The 20390-nt window shown below is 63.0% G+C and carries 11 protein-coding genes and 1 CRISPR repeat array; of the genes, 4 read left to right on the top strand and 7 right to left on the bottom strand.

Features of this window, described 5'->3' with window-relative positions; all coding sequences use genetic code 11:
• Nucleotides 1-28 precede the first annotated feature (28 nt).
• Together V7D81_RS06360 and V7D81_RS06365 are read left to right on the top strand one after the other, a co-directional pair.
• Nucleotides 29-1276: a hypothetical protein gene (locus tag V7D81_RS06360; RefSeq protein ID WP_324315301.1), complete on the top strand. Its 1248-nt coding sequence runs from the start codon at nucleotides 29-31 to the stop codon at nucleotides 1274-1276.
• Nucleotides 1277-1313: 37 nt separating this feature from the next.
• Entirely contained in the window at nucleotides 1314-1496 is a 183-nt protein-coding gene (locus tag V7D81_RS06365; protein ID WP_324315302.1) for a hypothetical protein, read from the top strand.
• A 42-nt stretch (nucleotides 1497-1538) separates the two neighbouring features.
• On the opposite strand, the gene hepT is transcribed toward V7D81_RS06365, so the two are convergent.
• Entirely contained in the window at nucleotides 1539-1943 is a 405-nt protein-coding gene (gene hepT, locus V7D81_RS06370) for a type VII toxin-antitoxin system HepT family RNase toxin (RefSeq protein WP_324315303.1), read from the bottom strand.
• Nucleotides 1940-2566 carry a type VII toxin-antitoxin system MntA family adenylyltransferase antitoxin gene (gene mntA, locus V7D81_RS06375; protein ID WP_324315304.1) on the bottom strand — a complete coding sequence of 209 codons (627 nt, stop codon included), beginning with the start codon at nucleotides 2564-2566 and terminating at the stop codon, nucleotides 1940-1942. The genes hepT and mntA overlap by 4 nt, the downstream gene beginning before the upstream one ends.
• Before the next feature lie 68 nt (nucleotides 2567-2634).
• On the opposite strand from mntA, the gene cas4g/cas1g reads away from it, so the two are divergent.
• Nucleotides 2635-4347 carry a CRISPR-associated endonuclease Cas4g/Cas1g gene (gene cas4g/cas1g / locus V7D81_RS06380; protein ID WP_324315305.1) on the top strand — a complete coding sequence of 571 codons (1713 nt, stop codon included), beginning with the start codon at nucleotides 2635-2637 and terminating at the stop codon, nucleotides 4345-4347.
• A gap of 1 nt (nucleotide 4348) precedes the next feature.
• Nucleotides 4349-4642: a CRISPR-associated endonuclease Cas2 gene (gene cas2, locus V7D81_RS06385; RefSeq protein WP_324315306.1), complete on the top strand. Its 294-nt coding sequence runs from the start codon at nucleotides 4349-4351 to the stop codon at nucleotides 4640-4642.
• A gap of 202 nt (nucleotides 4643-4844) precedes the next feature.
• A CRISPR array of direct repeats spans nucleotides 4845-7552; the repeat unit is 36 nt; unit sequence GATTCCGCAGCGATCACGCTGCGGCCTCATTGAAGC.
• Nucleotide 7553: 1 nt separating this feature from the next.
• Here cas2 and V7D81_RS06390 read toward each other — a convergent pair.
• The 5 genes from V7D81_RS06390 to V7D81_RS06410 all read right to left on the bottom strand — a co-directional run bounded on the left by V7D81_RS06390 (nucleotide 7554) and on the right by V7D81_RS06410 (nucleotide 20126).
• Nucleotides 7554-7823 (bottom strand): hypothetical protein, encoded by a 270-nt coding sequence (locus V7D81_RS06390; RefSeq protein ID WP_324315307.1) that lies wholly within the window; start codon nucleotides 7821-7823, stop codon nucleotides 7554-7556.
• Between the two features lie 243 nt (nucleotides 7824-8066).
• Nucleotides 8067-10268, bottom strand: coding sequence for an ATP-binding protein (locus tag V7D81_RS06395; protein ID WP_324315308.1), 2202 nt, complete (start codon nucleotides 10266-10268; stop codon nucleotides 8067-8069).
• 138 nt (nucleotides 10269-10406) lie between these two features.
• Complete coding sequence (locus tag V7D81_RS06400) at nucleotides 10407-11630, bottom strand: ATP-binding protein (RefSeq protein ID WP_324315309.1); 1224 nt, start codon at nucleotides 11628-11630, stop codon at nucleotides 10407-10409.
• Nucleotides 11631-11702: 72 nt separating this feature from the next.
• On the bottom strand, nucleotides 11703-14096 hold the full coding sequence (gene pbpC, locus V7D81_RS06405) for a penicillin-binding protein 1C (RefSeq protein ID WP_324315310.1): 2394 nt from the start codon (nucleotides 14094-14096) through the stop codon (nucleotides 11703-11705).
• Between the two features lie 123 nt (nucleotides 14097-14219).
• Nucleotides 14220-20126 carry an alpha-2-macroglobulin family protein gene (locus V7D81_RS06410; protein ID WP_324315311.1) on the bottom strand — a complete coding sequence of 1969 codons (5907 nt, stop codon included), beginning with the start codon at nucleotides 20124-20126 and terminating at the stop codon, nucleotides 14220-14222.
• Nucleotides 20127-20390 lie beyond the last annotated feature (264 nt).

The raw sequence follows: 20390 nt of genomic DNA on the forward strand, positions 1-20390 counted from the left end.
CAGAGAATCCATGAGGAATGCGAACATCATGCCCACATTCAACATCTCTGACCGTGTTTTCCTATCGAGCTATGGGATCGGTTCCGTCGATTGGATGAGCAGCGAGCACTATGGCGTTGTGTTTGATTCGTTGGGGAAAGTCTTGGTGCGGCGAGACCATCCAGACCTCCGCCTGGCGACCCCGGAGGATGAAGCGCAGATGGCCGAATACTGCAATTCAACAGGTAGTGTTCAGTTGCCGGCAACGACAAAGCCATTCCTTGTCTTCGAAGAAGGCGACGATGAGATTCATTCCATGGGTTCTCACTGGATGCCCTTCTTCGACGATGCAATGTTCGTCGTCGAGCATCTTCCGGAGTTGCTACGTGTTGCAACACACAATCCCGGACATTTGAAATCTCCTTCATCACCACCCCCAGCTGAGCTGATCGAAGAGCGTGGATTTCTGTTGGAAGCATCGACAACGTTGATTGCAGATCTCATGCATTTCACGCCTCAGTTGCATCGCCGGGATCACCTGATTCCTTGGCAGTCACTTAGTGGTTCGTTGGTCGAAACACAAGAAAGTGCGCAGGCATATTCGGAACGCAACACCGGGATAGCGTTGGTCGTTGCGCTATCCAGGAATCCGGGTGAGGCCAACCAGTTCCGCTCGATGTTCCCCTATTGCAAGGACGGCATGAGCCATGACGTCGAGCTGAAGCGGGTGCTTGTATGGGCGGACGGTGTCGAAGCGCAGTTGGAAGCCCGTATCGGGAACGCCTCTATTTCGTTCTATGACACCGAGTTTGCTGCCAATCGCAGCTGGTATCGTCGCGACGGAAAATATCAGTTCCTGTTTGCTGCGATCGCCTACGACGCCGGCCCGGCTCAAGTCAGAACATTCTCGATTCCTCGCACCGTGGAGCACTTCGAAGGAATGCATTGGCTGACTGGAGAACACACGCAACCGGAATTCGGCGCACTGGAGGAAAGATACAGTATGGAGGATATGGTTGGTCTGCTCCCTGTGGATGGATGGGATGTAGACGACTATGAATTCCATGGAGAGATCAAGGAAATCTGGGGAATGAGCATGCTCGGACAGCGGGCTTGGCGCTTACGAACCGTTGTAATGCGGGGTTCTATGTCGGAAGCGTCCGGTGAAGATGGGCGGTTTGATATCGTCGTAACCGAGCGAGCCTGGAAGGGTCATGATCCTCCGCGAGTAGGTCAGGCAATCGCTGGGCATTTTTGGTTGCAGGGTCGCTTGTTGCGAAATATTTCGGTCGTGTGAGATAGGCCATAGCATAGCGACGCAGAGACGCTTCTCGATGAAATCCTCTCCCACCTCGCCTGACCAACCCTGCGCCAACGGCGGCGGCATCGAGGTCGTCGTTCCGCCTGAGGACGATCCCTACCGCGCGCTCGATGAGTTGATGGCCGTCGTCGAAGCTCTGTGTCCGGAATGGCCGGAACGCGGCGTGTTCGTCGATGGCGGAAAGATGTTGCTGTGAGAAAGCATCGGACAGCGAGCAGGTGGTGGCCGCCATGCTCTGTCACAACCGCGCTCTGATCCCTTCGGAAAACACCAGCAGATCATCCAGGCCGTCGCGTATCACCGATTCCGCAATGTCGATATCGAGATCCTGATACTGATGAACGGCGATGTTGCGGAATCCGACCATTCGCTGAAGCCGTGCACTGAGATCGGAGGAAACGAGGCCGCCGCGTTCCAGTAGCGCGAAGCCCTCTCGCGCGTCGCCGGGTACGCCCAGTCGGTGCTTGCGGATTGCCATGTTGGCAAGATCGATGGCGGCTTCGCAGGCGCGCGTGACGTTGAGGATTGCTGCGTCCTGTCGCGTGAAATCATTCCGGAAATTGCCGCCCGCCAGCTCATGTTCATTGCGGGCACGTTCCACGCAACGTTCGAGCGCGGCGAGTTTTCGGGCGGCGATGTTCATGGCGTGCGTCGCAGCGGTTCGCGCATGTACTGTTCGATGATGTCGGCGCGACGTGGATTGAAGAGTGCATAGTCGGTCATGCGTTCTGCCTCCCATCCGAGCGTTTCATCTTCGTCTTGAATCAGCAGCGCACGACCTTCGCGCAGCACTGCGTGAATCAGATCGAGATTGGCCCGGCGCAGATCGACGATATCCACATCACGCCCGGCGGCCGCAGCAATCCGGGCCATCAATCCAAGCTTGTCGGGAATCGCGGAGCGCGGCGGCAGCAGAACGGCAATGTCGATGTCGCTTGCCGGCCCGTCATCGGCGCGGGCAGCGCTGCCGTAGACGTAGACCGCCCATACGTCGGGTAGCGTCGTGGCGATGATGCGCGCGGTTGTTTCGAGCACGGCCGGTTCCATGCGTGGCATCTTACGACGATTCTCGCCTGGGCGTGGGTGCAAGAGGAGTTGCTTCGAGGAGTTGCTTTCGCGGAGGACACCTGTTTCCGCGATGGCAATCGATCCGCAATCGATACACGGGGAGCTGGTTTTCCGATTTGTCGGAATGCCGGCCACACGCAGGTGATCTGCATCCAGGTTTCTGCCGTCCAGATCGAATCCGGTCGCAGAATCCTGCATTGAGTCTCAGTTCCTGAGACTGCCCGGCGCGATCCTGCCCCCAGCCAGGGAAACACAGGATTCGTGCGATGGCTGAGGACACCCTCCCCCAGCAGGAACTGCCGCTGCCCTTTCCCGAACTCAGCGGCGATCTGCCGCTGCTGCCGGCGCGCATGGTCAACGAGTACCAGTATTGCCCGCGGCTCGCCTATCTCGAATGGGTGCAGGGCGAGTGGGCGGACTCGTCGGATACCGTCGAGGGTCGATACGTGCATCGCCGTGTCGACAAGGCGGGCGGCGATCTGCCCGCCACCGACGATGCATCGGACGAGAAATTCCATGCACGTTCGATCACGCTCTCCTCCAACCGGCTTGGATTGATCGCGCGCCTGGATCTCGTGGAGGCTGAAGGCAATCGCGTCACGCCGGTCGACTACAAGCGCGGCAGGCGGCCTCATGTGCAGCGCGGTGCTTACGATCCGGAGCGAGTACAGCTATGCGTGCAGGGACTCATCCTCGAAGAGCACGGCTATCTCTGCGAAGAGGGCGTGCTGTATTTCGCTGAGAGTCGCGAGCGTGTGCGTGTCGTGTTCGATGAGGAACTGCGTGCGCTGACGAGAAACGCGATCGATGGACTTCGGCTCGTTGCAGCAGGCGGCCAGATTCCGCCGCCGCTGGAAGACAGTCCCAAGTGTCCGCGGTGTTCGCTCGTCGGCATCTGCCTGCCGGACGAAGTGCATTCCCTTCTCCGACAGGATGTCACTCCCAGACCGCTGGCTGCTACGCGTGATGCGGCATTGCCACTGTATGTCCAGGCGCGTGGTGCGAAGGTCGCGAAGAAGGGCGAAACACTGGAGATCAGTGTCGAAGACAAGCCGATACAGAGCGTTCGTCTGGTGGATATCTCGCAGCTCGCAATCCTCGGACAGGTGTATGTGACGACGCCGACGCTGCAGGAACTGATGAGCAGGGAGATCCCGATCACCTGGCACTCTTTTGGCGGATGGTTCACGGGACACACGGTCGGCATCGGTCACAAAAATGTCGAGATACGCACGGCCCAGTATCGCGCCAGCTTCGATCCGCAAGTGTGCCTGCGTCTGGCCAAAGGCCTGGTCGCAGCAAAGATTCAGAATCAGAAGACCCTGCTGCGCCGGAACTGGAAAGACGGATCAGCCCCGGACGTGATCATCGACGGATTCCAGGCGGATCTGCGCGGAGTCCAGCGCGCCCAGAACCTGGGCGAACTGCTCGGCACGGAGGGTCAGGCAGCCGCCCGCTACTTCGGAAATTTCTCGCAGATGATCAGCCGCGGTGACGACGACTCGCTGCGCTTCGATTTCGAAAAGCGCAATCGTCGCCCGCCGACAGACCCGGTCAACGCGCTGTTGTCGTATGGGTACTCATTGCTCGTGCGCGCGTGGACGATTGCCCTGACGGCCGTGGGTTTCGATGCCTATCGAGGCTTCTATCATCAGCCGCGCTACGGGCGTCCCGCGCTGGCGCTGGACATGATGGAGCCCTTCCGACCGCTGATTGCAGACTCGAGTGTGATCCAGGCGATCAACAACGGGGAGGTTCGCCCGTCGGATTTCATCAGCGTCGCCGGCAGCGTTGCGCTGACAGAAGATGGTCGCAAGCGGTTCATCGCCACGTTCGAACGTCGGATGGGCCAGGAGATTACGCATCCACTGTTCGGATACAGGGTGAGCTATCGCAGATTGCTGGAATTGCAGGCACGCCTGCTGAGCCGGCATCTGCTCGGGGAGATACCCGAATATCCCAACTTCACGACGCGCTGATATGAAGGAAGAGCACCTTTACGTCGTCACCTACGACATCGCCGACCAGAAGCGCTGGCGGCGGGTATTCAATGTCATGAACGGCTATGGTGAATGGTTGCAGCTGTCCGTCTTCCAGTGTCGGATGAGCAGGCAACGACATGCAGAACTCGTGGCCCTGCTCGACGGCGTCATTCATCACGGCGAGGATCACATCCTGTTCGTCGATGTTGGGCCCGCTGATCGTGTGGTCCCGAGGGTGGTAAGCTTGGGCAAGGATTTCGAGCCCGTCACTCGCGAACCGGTCATCATCTGATTCTCGCCGCCTTCCGCGAGAGCTCCGGTGATGCCGAAAATCCCGGGGAGCGCTCGCAAGTCCCAGCTCTTTGAAAATTCGGAATTTGTTTCCATTTCAAGTTGATTCCCATTGATCGTGTTCTCCATGATCTCGGCCACCTATCGCAGCGCTCGCAGACGGTTCGAAAATACGAACTCGTTCGCGGGGTTGGGAGTGGACGGATTCCGCAGCGATCACGCTGCGGCCTCATTGAAGCCAACGCTGTCTAAGACGATCAAGTTGAACAAGGCGGATTCCGCAGCGATCACGCTGCGGCCTCATTGAAGCACACTTTAACACTTTAACCTCTACCCAGGATCATCGATTCCGCAGCGATCACGCTGCGGCCTCATTGAAGCGGCATGACGGACACCTGCCCCAACTGATATTTCTTGGATTCCGCAGCGATCACGCTGCGGCCTCATTGAAGCTCGGCGACCGCATCACGCCAACCGGCCGGCCCCGGGATTCCGCAGCGATCACGCTGCGGCCTCATTGAAGCGGCGGGCGTGCGCTGGATGCGGTGACGGGCGCGTAGATTCCGCAGCGATCACGCTGCGGCCTCATTGAAGCGAGCAGAAGCGCGAAGCGCACACGCAGAACCGCCTGGATTCCGCAGCGATCACGCTGCGGCCTCATTGAAGCGACGTCTCGATGATCTTGCCGTGCCGCGGGTGTCGGATTCCGCAGCGATCACGCTGCGGCCTCATTGAAGCCACGCGGACCACGGCAACCTCGCGTCCGCCGGCAAGGATTCCGCAGCGATCACGCTGCGGCCTCATTGAAGCGCTGATGCGCTCAGTGCCGATGGGCTTCCAGAGTGATTCCGCAGCGATCACGCTGCGGCCTCATTGAAGCTCCGTCGCCTCCGCCGCCTGATCCGTGCTCTTCTTGATTCCGCAGCGATCACGCTGCGGCCTCATTGAAGCCCGTTGTTGAAGTTGACGTTCCACGCGTAGTCCGAGGATTCCGCAGCGATCACGCTGCGGCCTCATTGAAGCGACAGCTACTCGAATCGGGTCGGCAAGGGCACGCATGGATTCCGCAGCGATCACGCTGCGGCCTCATTGAAGCAGATCCCAGATGAGCTTCGTTTCCTCATCCAGGACGATTCCGCAGCGATCACGCTGCGGCCTCATTGAAGCAGCTTCGCGGCGCGTTCAAACACAACCCGCAGCGACGATTCCGCAGCGATCACGCTGCGGCCTCATTGAAGCGTCGTGAATCCGCCCGATGAGGCGATCGTCACGCAGAGATTCCGCAGCGATCACGCTGCGGCCTCATTGAAGCATAGTTCGCCGCGCGTCATACCTAAGGCGTCACACAGAGATTCCGCAGCGATCACGCTGCGGCCTCATTGAAGCGCGTCACGCACATCCACGGCCCCGATCACACGCCGGATTCCGCAGCGATCACGCTGCGGCCTCATTGAAGCTGCACCGTGCGCTCGTCGAGATTCGTCTGCCAGCAGATCGATTCCGCAGCGATCACGCTGCGGCCTCATTGAAGCTTCCACGGCCCAGCCATCCGCCGCCATTCTTTCGCGGATTCCGCAGCGATCACGCTGCGGCCTCATTGAAGCACGCTGATCGACCACGGCCGCGTGATCGAGAACCTGGGATTCCGCAGCGATCACGCTGCGGCCTCATTGAAGCCGCTGAACAATCGGCGGATGCGCGGGCTGACGCCAGGATTCCGCAGCGATCACGCTGCGGCCTCATTGAAGCCAGACACGATCGTCTGCATCTGACGCACGCGCAGCGGGGATTCCGCAGCGATCACGCTGCGGCCTCATTGAAGCGCCGGTCACGCGCTCGATGTGATCGCCGATCGGCTGCAGATTCCGCAGCGATCACGCTGCGGCCTCATTGAAGCGCGGTACATCGCGAAGAACTCTGGCGCCACCTTCGCCGATTCCGCAGCGATCACGCTGCGGCCTCATTGAAGCACCTGCAATGAACCGGGGTTGACTTTTGGACGTACTGGATTCCGCAGCGATCACGCTGCGGCCTCATTGAAGCGCCGCTTCGGTCTTGACTTTCGCGAGCTCCCCGCGCAGATTCCGCAGCGATCACGCTGCGGCCTCATTGAAGCCCTCTTGGTAGAACTGAGCCTCGATGCTGACCTTGGATTCCGCAGCGATCACGCTGCGGCCTCATTGAAGCGTCAGCCTGCCCGAAACTGACGGAGCCGTCAACTACGATTCCGCAGCGATCACGCTGCGGCCTCATTGAAGCCTCGGTGCTCGCGGCGAGACGTTCGTTGCGAAATTCGATTCCGCAGCGATCACGCTGCGGCCTCATTGAAGCTACGCAGCCACGGAAAGCGGCGATGTTTCTGTGTAGATTCCGCAGCGATCACGCTGCGGCCTCATTGAAGCATCGGTAGTACTTAGGTACTAAGGAACCAAGGGCTGGATTCCGCAGCGATCACGCTGCGGCCTCATTGAAGGACACAGGAGATTTTCATCAATTCCCAATCAACTGCTGATTCCGCAGCGATCACGCTGCGGCCTCATTGAAGGAAAACGGTGTCGGGGGCGGTTGCGGCGAAGGCATCGGATTCCGCAGCGATCACGCTGCGGCCTCATTGAAGGCTTGAAGGTCATGGGTTCACCTCGAAGTACGCGCGGATTCCGCAGCGATCACGCTGCGGCCTCATTGAAGGGAGCGGGAAAAAATCCATCGCGCATTCGACGATGACGAGGGATTCCGCAGCGATCACGCTGCGGCCTCATTGAAGGCAACAGGCGCCGCGTGGCTGGCGTGGCTTGATTCGCGGATTCCGCAGCGATCACGCTGCGGCCTCATTGAAGGATCCAGATTGATGATGATCCGATCATGCCCCGCGGCCGATTCCGCAGCGATCACGCTGCGGCCTCACTGCCAAATCAGTTCAGACTCCCAACGTCATTCTTCGACAGGCTGGTCGTCAGTCGGCCATCGACCATGGACAGCGTCGCGACGGGGACCGTCGCCATCTTGCCCTTGATGATGAGCTGTGCGGAGCCGTCGCCGGCGACGCGATAGACCGGTCCGAGACGGACGCCGTCCGCCGAAACCAGTATGGTGCCGGCTTTTGCGAGATCGCTTGCCATGGCCCCTGCCACGGGCAGCGCGACGGATGCGGCGATCGCCAGAATCGAGAAGAACTTGTTCACGATCAATTTCCCCTGAGCAGTTGCCGATGATGTCGTCACTCGTGCGAGGCCGATGGCAAGGGCTCGTGCATCGGCTTCCGGGAGCGTTGATGAATCTACTTAGTCATCGGAATTCTGCTGGGCGACTTGAATCGTCGTGCGTGACGAGCCGCGCACTTCATCGCCAGGCGGAAGGTATTGCGTCACGGTCTGGCGTGAGCTGCATTGCACGATCGGCGGCATGACATATGCGGAACAGCAGGATCATCGCGCCTGACGTTCCCGGCGTCCGGCTGCAACCACCGACAGATACTGCAGCACGGCCGACACGTCGGCCGGTTTGACCAGGTGCAGATCGAAGCCCGCCTGCGAGGCCCGTTCGCGATCGGATTGTTTGCCGTAGCCCGTCAGTGCAACCAGCGCGAGCGCGTCGCGGGAATGATCCTGACGCAGGCGACGCGCGACTTCGTAACCGTCGATCCGCGGCAGGCCGATGTCGAGGAATACGACGTGCGGTTGCACGCTGCGCACCGCATCGAGTGCGGCCTCGCCGTCATAGGCGAGCGAGACGGCATAGCCGTGACCGCCGAGCAGCAACGCCAGTCCCCTGGCGGCGTCGGCATTGTCGTCGACGACGAGGATGCGCAGGGTGGGCGCGGGCGCATCCTGCGATTCGGTCGTGAGCTCCGCTGCGGCGTCGGCGTCGTCCTGCAGGACCGGCAGTCGCACGATGAACTCGCTGCCTTCGCCGACGATGCTGCGTGCGTGCACCGTGCCGTCATGCATCGTGACGAGCCGCTGCACCAGCGACAGGCCGATGCCGAGACCGCCCTGCGAACGGTCCAGCGAGCGCTGCGATTGCGTGAACAGCTCGAAAATGTGCGGCATCAGGTCCGGTTCGATACCGATGCCGTTGTCGACGACGCGCAGCACGGCGTGCGAGCCGTCGCACTCGGCGAGCAGCTGGATCGTGCCGCCGTCGTCGGTGTACTTTGCGGCGTTGTAGAGCAGGTTGATGAGCACCTGCTCGATGCGCGCCGCGTCCGCATGCAGCCACACTGCAGTCTCTGGTACCACGAGGCGCAACGCATGATGGTGCAGGGAAATCGTCGGTCGCACGCTTTCGACGGCGCGCTCGACGATGTCGCGCAGCGCCGCGCGCTGCTTCTGCAGCTGGATGCGTCCGGACGTGATGCGCGACACTTCGAGCAGATCGTCGACCAGTCGCGTGAGCCGCGCGGTCTGGCGATCGATGATGCCGCGCGCTTCCTGTTGCGATGGATCGGCAGTGACGTTCTGTTGCAGTACCTGTGCGGCGATGGTGATCGCCGCCAGCGGATTGCGCAGTTCGTGCGAGAGCATGGCGAGGAATTCGTCCTTGCGCTGATCCGCTTCGCGCAGCGCGTCTTCCGTGCGCTTGCGCTCGATGGCGAATGCCACCTGGCGCGCGATCAGCAGGCACAGGTCCATCTCGTCGCGCGAGAAGCCGTGCGGATCGTCGAAGTACGCCATGAACTTGCCGATCAGCTGGCCATCCGAGACCAACGGAATGAAGGCCAGCGCGCCGATGCCTTCTGCGAGGATGCTCTCCCGCAGCGACTCGCTCATCTGCGCAGTCGCAGCATCGTCGATGTGAATCGGCGCGGGGTTGGGATCGGTGGGCCTCCACACCGAATGTCCTTCGACCGCTTCTCGATAGCTGTGGGAGAGCCCGCCCGATGCCACGAAGCGCATCGAACCGGCTTCGTCGAAGAGCAGGATCGACGCGCGATCGCATTGCAGGGCCACGACGATCGCCTGCAGTGCCGCGGCGTAGACGTCGTCCAGCGAACGCGTGCGATGCAGCAGGTCCGCCAGTTTGTAGAGAGCATCCTTCTGTCTTGCGGTTTCGCGCAGACGCAGTTCGCTCCGCGCGCGTTCGATCAGGTCGGCCGTCTGGCGCGCCAGCACATCGAACAGGTGCAGCGGTCGATCATCGGCCAGCGGCCGGCGCCAGTGAGTCGAGATGACGCCCAGCGATTCGCCCGAGCGCGAGACCAGCGGCGTGGCCTGCATCGCGCGAATGCCTGCGGCGCGAAAGCCGTCGATTTCCCGGCAGCCGCTGGCGAAGACGCTGTCGTCGATGTCCGCAACGAAAACGCGCGCGCCGTTGCGCATCGCGACGGCATAGGGGCCGGCGGTCTCGGGGCGCACGCAGTCCAGAAAGGACGCGGGCGACGGCGTGTGTCCCTTCCAGGCGATCAGCCGGAACTCGCCGCGCTCCGAATGGAATACCTGCAGGCTGGCCATGTCCGCCTGGGTCAGCGCCAGCGCCGTGTCGAGTATGTGTTGATAGAGGGTCTGGACGTCGCCCTCATGGATGAGTCGCGTGCTCAGTTCCTGCAGGCGGCCGGCATCGGGAAAGTCAGCTGCTGCTGCACTGTCCGCGGGAGCTGCGAAGACTTCCTGACTATCGGTCGAAATCATGACGACGGGGGAACGAGAAGGCGTTGCGGGTCGACCCGGCTTCGCTCCATTGAGTGGTTGTTCTCTTGAGGAACGAAGTGCGGTGGAAGTCTCGCGCGGTGTCGTGATGTTGGCAAGCGAGGTCTTGCGGGAGAAATGTCAGATCACCTTCCACCACGGCGTTGCAAGTACGCGTTCTGAAATCCAGAACGTCTCCTCTCCGCCGTGCAGCAGGAGGCCGCCGAGCGCATCGGTACCGTATTCCTCCAGGAACAGACGCAGACCTTTCGAATCGTTGTAGCCCGGATTCGTCGTGGCTTTCACCTCGATGGCGAGCAGTTTGCCGTTGCGTTCGATCAGGAAATCCACTTCATCGCCAGCAGCGGTGCGCCAGAACAGAATCGACGGGCGCGCCGTATCGAGTTCGCGCCAGGCGAGCAGGTCGGTGCATACGATGTTTTCCAGATGAGCGCCTGTCGGCTGTGCGCCTGAGAGATGCAGCGCAAGACCGGTATCGCTCCAGTAGACCTTCGGTGACTTCACCAGCCGTTTGCTGCGGTTCACCGAGTACGGCTCGAGTCTCACGAGCTGGTACGAGACTTCGAGCAGATTCAGGTAGCGTTGCACGGTCGTGCGCGGAATCCCGGTATCGCGTGCGATATCTGCTTGATTGACGATGGCGCCGAGCCGCAGACAGACCGCCCGCATCAACCGCTGGAAGTCGACCAGGCTGTCGACGGCTGCGAGATCGCGCAGATCGCGTTCGAGATAAGTCTGCGCGTAACCCGCGAACAGTTCGGCGCGATCCGGATCAGCAGCCTGTGTCGGATTGAGCAGCGCAGGAGCTGGATAGCCGCCGCGCGATGCGAGTGTCTGCCATGCTTCTGCCGGCACCGTCTGTTCGGCGATGAGGGTCGGCCAGTCGGCGGCGGGTCGCTCGAGCAGTTCACTCCAGATGCCGCAACGCGCGAGGCCAAGTTGCTCGCGGCGTGTCATTGGCCACAGCGTCAGATAGCGGGCGCGCCCGGCGAGCGATTCTGAAACGGTATGGAGCAGCAGCAGGTTGGCTGATCCCGTGAGCAGGAAGCGACCATTGACCCGCTCGGCGTCCACGCGTTCCTTGATCGACAGCAACAGTTCCGGCACCCGCTGGACTTCATCGATCGTCACGACACCGGGGTGATTGCCCAGGAAGGTACCGGGTTCGGCGACCGCAATTTCCCGGTTCAAGGCGGTATCGAGAGTCACGTAGGGGCGGCCGGCGAACGGTTCGGCCTCGCGGACCAGCGTGCTCTTGCCGGTCTGGCGGGAGCCCGTGACGACGACCACGGGAAACAGGCCAAGGGCCTGTTCGATGCGGGAAGTCAGCGCCCGGGACAGCATGAAATCAATGACTTATAAAAATGCCCATCAGATGGGCAAAATATGCCCATCCAATGGGCGATTTGCAAGGACCTATCTCACCAGCGCCACCTCCAGCGCCCGGCTGTCCGCCCGGCCGCGATCGTCCACCGCACGCACGACGAAATGACCCGAGCGCTGCGGGTTCCAGGCGAGCGCGATGCCCGGCGTACCGGTGCCGATGTAGCTGTCGTCGACGAACCAGTGCAGGCGGCGGACTTCGCTGTCGGCGTTGGCAGCGAGCGGAATCGATTCGCTGCCGACGCGCGCAGCGCGCACCGTGTACGTCGCTGCGGTCACCGGCGAAGTGATGCGCGGTGGTGTGCCGGTCGGCACGTCGCGCTGGCAATCGGCAGGCGCGGGCGGACGGCGACGCGGCATGCCGGCTTGCGCGAACAGCTGCAGCAGATCGGTCGGCCAGTATTCGAAGACTTCGCTGCGCGTGGTGGCCGGATCGTATGGCGGGCAGGCCTGCGCGCCGGTGCGCGTGTCGATCCACACGCGCCGATGTACCTGGCTCACGCGGATCGGCGACACGCCGGGGATGTACCAGGTGTTCGCGATCTGCGGACACTCGGCGTTCGGCAGATCGCCCGAGGCGCTGCACACCTCGACTTTTTCGAGTCGCGGCGGCTGGCGAAAGATCGGTTCGGCGAGCGTGCGGTCGCTCGCGGTGATCGCATCCGTGAGCCGGAAGAACAGCGGCGCCGCCGCCTGCACGCCGACGAAGGCCGGATTGCCGGCGCCATCGAAACTGCCGACCCAGACGATCAGCACATACGGGCCGAAGACGCCCGCGGTCCAGGCATCGCGAAAACCCCACGACGTACCCGTCTTCCACGCCACGGGCAGGCGATCCTGTTTGCGCGTGAACGGATCGTCGGGCCGCGGCGCGCGATGCAGCATGTCGAGCGTCATGAAGCTCGCTTCTTCGGAAAGCAGACGCGGTCCCTGCCGCTGCGGTTCGTCCTGGAAATAGCGCAGCGAAGCGAGCTGGCCGCGATTGGCGAGCATCGCGTAGAGCATCGCCGCTTCTTCCATCGTGACTTCGCCGCCGCCCAGCGCGAGCGCCAGGCCGTAGTGCTGCTCCGACGCCATGCGCGAGATGCCGGCGCTGCGCAGGAACTGGTAGAGCGACGGCTGCGCGAGTTGCGATGACAGGGCAACGGCGGGAATGTTGCGCGAGCGGGTGAGGGCGTCGGTGGCGGTGATGGGGCCGACGAAGCGACCATCGAAGTTCTCGGGACTGAAGGGGCCGAAAGCGGCGGGGGCGTCTTTCAGCACCGTGAGCGGATGAATGAGGCCCTGATCGATTGCGAGTGCGTAAATGAAGGGTTTGAGCGCCGAGCCCGGCGAGCGCTTCGCCAGCGTGCCGTTCACCTGGCCGTGGATGTCCGCTGAACTGAAATCGGCAGAGCCGACCATCGCGCGCACGGAGAGATCGCGAGTGTCGACGAGCAATGCAGAGGCGTTGCGGATGCCGATGTCGCGGTGTTCGCGGACGTAGTGGGCGAGGACGCGTTCGGTGAGGCGTTGGAGGGGGAGGTCCAAGGTGGTGTGCAAGGTATGCGCGGATGCCCCCACCCCGGCCCTCCCCCGCTTCGCGGAGGAGGGAGTCGGAATTTCTGCTCCCTCCTCCGCGAAGCGGGGGAGGGCCGGGGTGGGGGCGCTTTTCACCAGCACCGCATTCACAAAATGCGGCGCCGCGAACGGCAACTCGCTCAACCGCCGATAGCGCAGCGGCACCGACACATATTCATGCGCCGTGCCCGGATGCTCTTCCCGCCATCGCACGAACAACCGCTCGCGCGCCGCCCGCAGCGCCGCCGGCTCATCCGCATCCGGATCGCGCCGCGCCGGCGACTGCGGAATCAGCACCAGCGTCAGCGCCTCCGCCAGTCCCAGCTTCGCGGCCGGCTTGTCGAAATACACCAGGCTTGCCGTGCCGACGCCCTGCACATTGCCGCCATACGGCACGAGATTGAGGTGGGCTTCGAGCAGATCGTGCTTGGAGTGCAGCAGTTCGAGCTGCACGGCGCGCGCCATCTGTTCCAGCTTGCCGCCGATGGAGCGTGTGTTGATGCCGTACAGCAGCCGCGCGAGCTGCATCGTGATCGTCGAACCGCCGACACGTGGCCCGCCCGTATAAGTCGAGAACGCCGCACGCACCAGCGCGGCGGGATTCACGCCGAGATGACGATGGAAGTGACGGTCCTCGTGCAGCAGCAGCGCATCGACGAATTCCGGCGACACATCTTCGAGCGGCGTCCACAGACGGTACTGCTGATCGCTCGCCAATGTGAGCCGCAGCAACCGGCCGTTGCGGTCGAAGACGGCGGTCGAGGAGGGAATCTGCTGCGCCAGCGGTTCGCGTGGCCAGTAGCGGATCGCGCTGACTGCGAGGGCCGCTATCGCGAGGATCAGAATGCTCGAACGGAGTAGCTGCATGGAGCGCAAAGAACGAGAAATGGCCGCAAAAAAGCGCAAGGAACGCAAAGGTCAGAAATGAAATCCTGTTTCCTGTTTTGCGATCCTTTGCGCCTTCTTGCGGCCATTGCTTTCAGTTCCTTCCTATGGCCTCGCAACCGTGAGCCTGCCCGCCGCCGAACGCGCCACGACGCTGCGGTCGTACATCGCCTCGCCGTACGCCGGCGGTACGACGTAGGCGCCGACGTTGGTGGCCTTGATGCGATAGACGATCTCCTGCACGTCGCGATTGGCGCTCACATAGAAGACGACGCGGTCTTCGCGCATGTCGGCGTACTCGAGCATGGCGCTTGTACTGACGCAGATCTGGCAAGTCCAGCCTGCGTAGCCGTTTCCACCCGCGTGACCTTCGTCACTTTCGTCACTCGCCGCTTCGGCGAATGTCACTTCGCTTGGCTGCGTCGGCACGACCAGTTCGAAGCCGCCGGGCAGCAGATCCACCAGCGCGATGCTGCCGATATAGTCCGCCTTGAGCCCGCGGAACTTCAGGCGCACGTTCACCTGCTGACCCATCCTGATCTCGGCGAGCGGCTTGCCGCTGTCGTCCGTGTACTCGCGGATGACTTCAAGACCTTCCTTGATCGCGGCGGTCGGCGGTTTGCGATCGAAGCCTGACGTTTCGATGAGGTAGTAGCCCGCGATGCCGGCGTTGTTGCCGAAGCGCAGCGCCGCTGCCTGGTCAGTGAAATCCACCTTCGGGAACAGGCCGGACGGCAGCGCGAGTGCGCGCACGCGCTTGTCCTTCAGAACTTCGGCAATCGCCAGGTTGCGTTCGGCGCCCTGGGTCGCGTTGGCATAGGCGTCGAGCGCGAGCAGCGTCGTGCCGGCGGAGAGCGAGTGGTAGTAGCCACCGGTGACGCGCTGCGCCAGCGTCGTCATGACTTCATGCGGAATGCCGCTCAGCCGCTCGGGGAAGTGGCGCGCGTTGATGAACAGCAGCAGCGCATCGCGCGTCATCGCGTCGTAGTACACCTCGTCCGGCGTCTTCGTCGCGAACCGGATATCGCCGATCAGCGCGTTCGCATCGCGATCCTGTTTCATCAGGTCGAGCGACGCGGCGAGCCACGCGGCGGCGAGATCCTGTTCCCACTGACCGCGATAGCGATCGTTGAGCCGCTTGCGCTGCGCCGCGATCTCGGTCGCCATGCGCTGGCCCTGCCGCGTGAGCAGGTAGATCGCGTAGGCGCTCTGGCGTTCGTCAGTGAGATTGTTGCCGTCGCGGGTGGCGAGCGCGCGCAGATAGTTGTTGCCGTTCTCCAGCAGATCGCCCGGAATCGCACCGCCGCGTTCGCCGGCCTCGATCAGCAGATGCTGCGCGTACACCGCGACGAACTCGACCACCTGATCGCTGCCCGGCCACAGCCGATAGGCGCCGGCATCGTTCTGACGCGACCGCAGTTCGCCGATCAGCGCCGACACATCCGCGCCATTTTCGGCACGCACATAACCGAACTCCGGACGTGACGTGAGCAGGACCGCCGGCATCGCCTGGCTCACGATCTGTTCCGTGCACACGTACGGATAGTTCGACAGATAGCTGACGAAGCCGTGAGCGAACTGCAGCGGCAGCACGGAGATGCCGGTGTCGAGCTTGCGATGCTGCGGATACATCTCGCGCGAGATCGCGACGTCGCGCTCGCCCCTGTCGATGACGCCGGCCACGAGCCGGGTCATGTAGGGCGTGGCAGGGCGGATGCTGAGATCGATCTGGCGCCGGCCCGTGCCGCCGGTCGTGCTGGTCGCGAACTTGAGCACGCTCGGGCCGAGTTCATCGCGCGCACGCAGGCGGAAGCGCACCGAGCCTTCGCGACCTTCGGCAATGCCAAGCGTCTGGCGCGGTTCGCCGATCACTTCGAGTCCGCGATCGGTCTCGATGTTCACGCTGACCTGTGCATCGGCGCCCGAGCCTTCGACATTGTTGGAGACACCCAGGCTCACTTCGAATTCATCGCCCGGCGTCACCGTCGTCGGCGCATTCGGCGAGAGCACGAAGTCGCCGCGCACGATGGTCTTCGACTCATGCACGCCGACCCGATCGTCGGCGACCGCGACGGCCATGACGCGCAGTGTGCCGTTGAAGTAGTCGGGCACGGTGTAGGTCACTTCGCGCGTCGTCGCATCGGCATCGAGAACGCCGGACCAGAACGCCACCGGTTTTTCGCCCTTGCGACGGAACGGATTCAGGTGTTTTCCCAGCAGGCCTTCCGCATCGCCGCCGGGCGCCGCAGCGAGGCTGAGATGGCGGAACTCGGGCAGGATCAGGTCGAGGATCTGGCTGGTCGACACTTCGAGCGCGCGCTTCTGGAAAAAGTGCGCGAGCGGATCGGGCGTCTTGTAGCCGGCGACCTGCAGGATGCCTTCGTCGACGGCGAACAGCACGATGCGCGACGGTTTCTCGGTCGAGTAGCGCAGCTTCAGCGGTTCGCCGGGCTTCACGAGTGACGGCGCTTCCACGGTCACCGGGTTGCGCCGTGCATCGACATCGATCGAGAACGACTGCACGCCGTAGGATAGCGGGCTGGTGTAGATCTCCGCCGAGCCCGGATCGCGCACGAACGTCACCGCGACATAGGCATTGCCTTCGAGTCCCGGCGGCAGCTTTATCTTCTGCACGGTGCTGTTGGTCGAGGTCTTGAACCAGCGCCACGCATACGTGCGTTCGCGTTCGATGGTGATGAGGCCGGCGCCTTCATACGGCGCGCGTATCGAAATCTCGACGTCTTCTCCCGGCGCATAGTCCTTCTTCGACAGCGACAGTTCGAGCTCCGCATTCTTTTCCAGCGCCCGCGTGACATTGCCTTCGCCGGCGACCTGGTAGTCGATGCGGGCGAGTTGCTGTCCGGAGGGGTCGCGCACGATGTACGCGAAGTTGCCGGGCGAATCGGTCGCCAGTTTCAGCGCATGACCCGTCGCCGCGATCACGAGCGGCTTCTCATCGATCACGGACTCCTTGCGGCGCGATTCGTATTTGTAGGTGCCGTTCGGCTGGCGCATCAGCACCGACACATAGCGAATCTCCGAACGCACAAGCTTCAAGTCATCGACCGCCGTCTGCTGCGACTGCGGATCGATGGCGATCAGGTTCACGGTGCGCGGCGTGTCGCGCCGCAGGTAGGAGAGATCGCCGTCCGCCTTGTAGCCGACGAGATACTTCATGTTCGACACGAGTTGCGCCGCTTCGGTAGTCACGCCGCGTCCACCATCGGCTTCGAAGCCCTCCATGACCAGGTGGACGCGATAGGTCGCGCGTGCGAAGCGCTGCAGATTCAACGCCAGTGTTGCCTTGCCCGCCGCATCGGTCGTCGTGTCAGCCAGTTCTTCGCTGAAGCCTTCCTTCGCAAACTGCGGATCGTAGAACTGGTAGTCCGGAAACCGCCGGAAGGCCGGGAACACCGGCGTCAGCGTCATGCGCGTGGTGACCCGCCGATTCTCTGCGGGTGTGCCGAACAGATTCTCGAGCTGGATCTGCGCGGTGAGATCGTCGGGCGCGACCCAGCCGTCGGCGGATTGCGCGGAGAACGTGGCCGACATGCGCAGGCGATCCGGCAGGAAGTCGCGCACCTGCACGGTCGTCGAGCCGATCAGATCGCCGTAGTTTTCGTTGCGCACCACCGAGAGTGAAATCGTGTAGGTACCGGTCGGTGACGTCTCGCGCGTCGGCTGACGGATCTCGCCGAAGCCGGCCGGGCCGGGCACGAAGGTTTCGCGACGGATCACGGTGCCGCGCGGATCGGTGATTTCCAGGCGCAGCGGCACGCCGTCGAATTTGCGATTCCAGTCCTGGCTGCGAACGATGGCCGCAGCGCGGATCTCTTCGCCGGGGCGATAGATGCCGCGATCGGAGAACAGGTACGCCGACAGCGCGCCGCGATCGGCGTTGCTCTGCACACCGCCGACATCGAAGCGCGAGAGGTCGAGGGCGCGACCGCGTTCGTCCCAGCCCTGGCTGAGCGGCATGAACGAGCTGTCGCCGCCGCGCCGTGCCAGATACAGGACGGGCTGCTGTTCGCGCTTGAAGCTCTTGAGTTCGGGGAAGCGGACATGGCCTTCCGCGTCCGTCGTTTCCGTCAGCACCGGCAGTCCGTTGCGGCCGATGATGTCGACCGACGCGCCGGCGACCGGCGTGCCGTCGGCGATCGATTGCACGAACACGTCCTGCGAGCCGTCGACGGCGCGCTTCACGACCAGGCCGAGATCGGTGACGACGATCAGCCGCGCATCGGCGAGATGGCCGTTGCGCGCGTCGTTCCAGTTCTCGCCCGTGTACTCGATCGGTCGATCGTTGCGCGTGTCCCAGGCCTGCACGCGCAGCAGGAAGATGCCGCGACGATCCGCGCCCCCACCGCCAGTTTGACTATCGAGATAGTCGCCGAGATCGAGCGCTTCGTACTGCGGCTTGCCCGGTTCGACCCGCGCCAGCGGCACGACCTTGACGAAGCGCTCGGTGATGTTGGCGCTGTCGAACGCCCAGTTGTTGAACTGCGGCGTTTCGAAACTGCCGCTGGTCTGCGATACCAGGTGCTGCAGCTGGCGCGGCAGCAGCCGGCCCACTTCGATGCGCATCGCCGGCACGTTGCGCGCGAACAGCGACAGCGTCTTCTCGCCCGACAGCGACAGCAGCGAACCCTTGCTGAGAATGCTCAGCTCGCGCGGGAACTCCGGCACATCGAGGATGCGTTCGACCGCTTCGCCAAGCACGTAGCCGCCGAACGACTTGAGTCCCGAACTCACGCGCACATAGACCTGACGACCGGGATCCGCCGTGTAGCGGAAGCTGTGATTCTCGTAGTGATCCTGTTCGCCGGGAATCGGCGTGAGTTCCAGCTTCGTGTTGGCGTTGAGCGCTTCGGGCCGGAAGTTGCTCGACGTCCAGCGGAAGGGACGATCGCCATTGCGGCGTTCCCAGGGTTCCTGCAGTTTCGGATCGGGATGCTTCGGCGGCAGCAGCCAGGCGCTGACTTTCTGCGGCATCTCCTTCTCGGTCACGGAGAACGACGCCGACACCAGCAGGATCTGCTTCGGCTCGTTGCGCTCATCGCGCGCGATGTCGAGCGCGACGTTCGTCACCTTGAGACTGTTGAGTCCGGGCACCTCGACGTCGGCTTCCAGCGCCTGCTTCGTTTCGTTGCCGCCGCGCGCCGACTGGATGCCGGAGGCGATCGTGAGGCGCAGGCGGCCCGACTTCGGCGGCACCTGCAGTTGCGCGGAATGCACGTAGGCATTGAGCTTCAGCTTGTCGTAGACGACGGTGTAGGCGGGCGCGTCGATTTCCTTTTCGATCTTGTCCGTCACGCGGTCGAACATCTGCAGCCGGATGCGCTTTTCGAATTTCTCCGGATCGACGGGATGCGTGAACGTGATCGTCGCCACGACTTTCTTGTTGCCGGCGACGACCGGATCCTGATGGAACTCGACGCCCGCAATTTTCGCGGCGAAGGCGGGCGAGGTGAATTCGAAGTCGTAGCGATCGAGCCGCACCGGATCGGCGACGAAGTGGCGGCGATCGAACTTCACCGTGTAGCGCGTGCCCACCGGCCAGTCGGCCGCAGGTGCAAAGCGCAGCGTCCTGTCGTCGTCCCAGGTCCACTGGCCGGCGAACTCGGGGATCAGAGTGATACCGGCCTGTTTCGGATCGACCGTGTGACCGACACGATCGAGCGGCGCGGCCGATGCGGCGAAGCTGACGATGAGCGGGTTCGGCGTGCCCGGCGGTTCGCAGGCATAGCAGGTGACGGCCGGAACGCTGACCTCGAAGGCGACTTCGACGGGTTTCGGCTGGTTTTCGTACCAGCGCCACGCAAAGAACGCGCCGAGCGCCACGGCCAGCAGGGCGCCGGACAGGAGGCCGACCCTGCGCGGATTGGCGCGAACGTACGCCGCGCCGCGTTGCAGGGCCGCGCCGGATCGGGTCACCCAGGCCGGGCGGGTCCATGCGATGTCGCCGACGAGGGCGCGCCAGATCCCGCGAAGTCGTCCGCCGATTGCACTCATATATAGAGAAGCTTCCCGCCAGGTCCGTCAGGGTCGATCGTGGCGCGGGATTGTGCCGCAGCGGTGCGGGGATTGTGGCAGGACGATGACGCTGCCTGTGGGATTGCCTCTGACTGTAGGTCAGGCTTTAGCCTGACTTCTGAAAGGCCGGCTGAAGCCGGCCCCACAGGAAGAATGAATCAGGAACCGTCTCTGCCTTGCCATCGTTACCCGCTGCCGGTACGGTAGGCGCCGCTCTCCCCGGCGGCCCTCCGGCTGCGGTTT

The organism is Povalibacter sp. (assembly GCF_036735925.1).
Classification (GTDB): Bacteria; Pseudomonadota; Gammaproteobacteria; order Steroidobacterales; family Steroidobacteraceae; genus Steroidobacter.

What these genes read in the sequence shown, in the direction of transcription:
- pbpC (WP_324315310.1), bottom strand. Translation starts at nt 14,096, where the DNA reads ATGCAGCTACTCCGTTCGAGCATTCTGATCCTCGCGATAGCGGCCCTC.
- cas4g/cas1g (WP_324315305.1), top strand. Translation starts at nt 2,635, where the DNA reads ATGGCTGAGGACACCCTCCCCCAGCAGGAACTGCCGCTGCCCTTTCCC.
- V7D81_RS06365 (WP_324315302.1), top strand. Translation starts at nt 1,314, where the DNA reads ATGAAATCCTCTCCCACCTCGCCTGACCAACCCTGCGCCAACGGCGGC.
- V7D81_RS06360 (WP_324315301.1), top strand. Translation starts at nt 29, where the DNA reads ATGCCCACATTCAACATCTCTGACCGTGTTTTCCTATCGAGCTATGGG.
- V7D81_RS06395 (WP_324315308.1), bottom strand. Translation starts at nt 10,268, where the DNA reads ATGATTTCGACCGATAGTCAGGAAGTCTTCGCAGCTCCCGCGGACAGT.
- V7D81_RS06410 (WP_324315311.1), bottom strand. Translation starts at nt 20,126, where the DNA reads ATGAGTGCAATCGGCGGACGACTTCGCGGGATCTGGCGCGCCCTCGTC.
- V7D81_RS06400 (WP_324315309.1), bottom strand. Translation starts at nt 11,630, where the DNA reads ATGCTGTCCCGGGCGCTGACTTCCCGCATCGAACAGGCCCTTGGCCTG.
- cas2 (WP_324315306.1), top strand. Translation starts at nt 4,349, where the DNA reads ATGAAGGAAGAGCACCTTTACGTCGTCACCTACGACATCGCCGACCAG.
- hepT (WP_324315303.1), bottom strand. Translation starts at nt 1,943, where the DNA reads ATGAACATCGCCGCCCGAAAACTCGCCGCGCTCGAACGTTGCGTGGAA.
- mntA (WP_324315304.1), bottom strand. Translation starts at nt 2,566, where the DNA reads ATGCAGGATTCTGCGACCGGATTCGATCTGGACGGCAGAAACCTGGAT.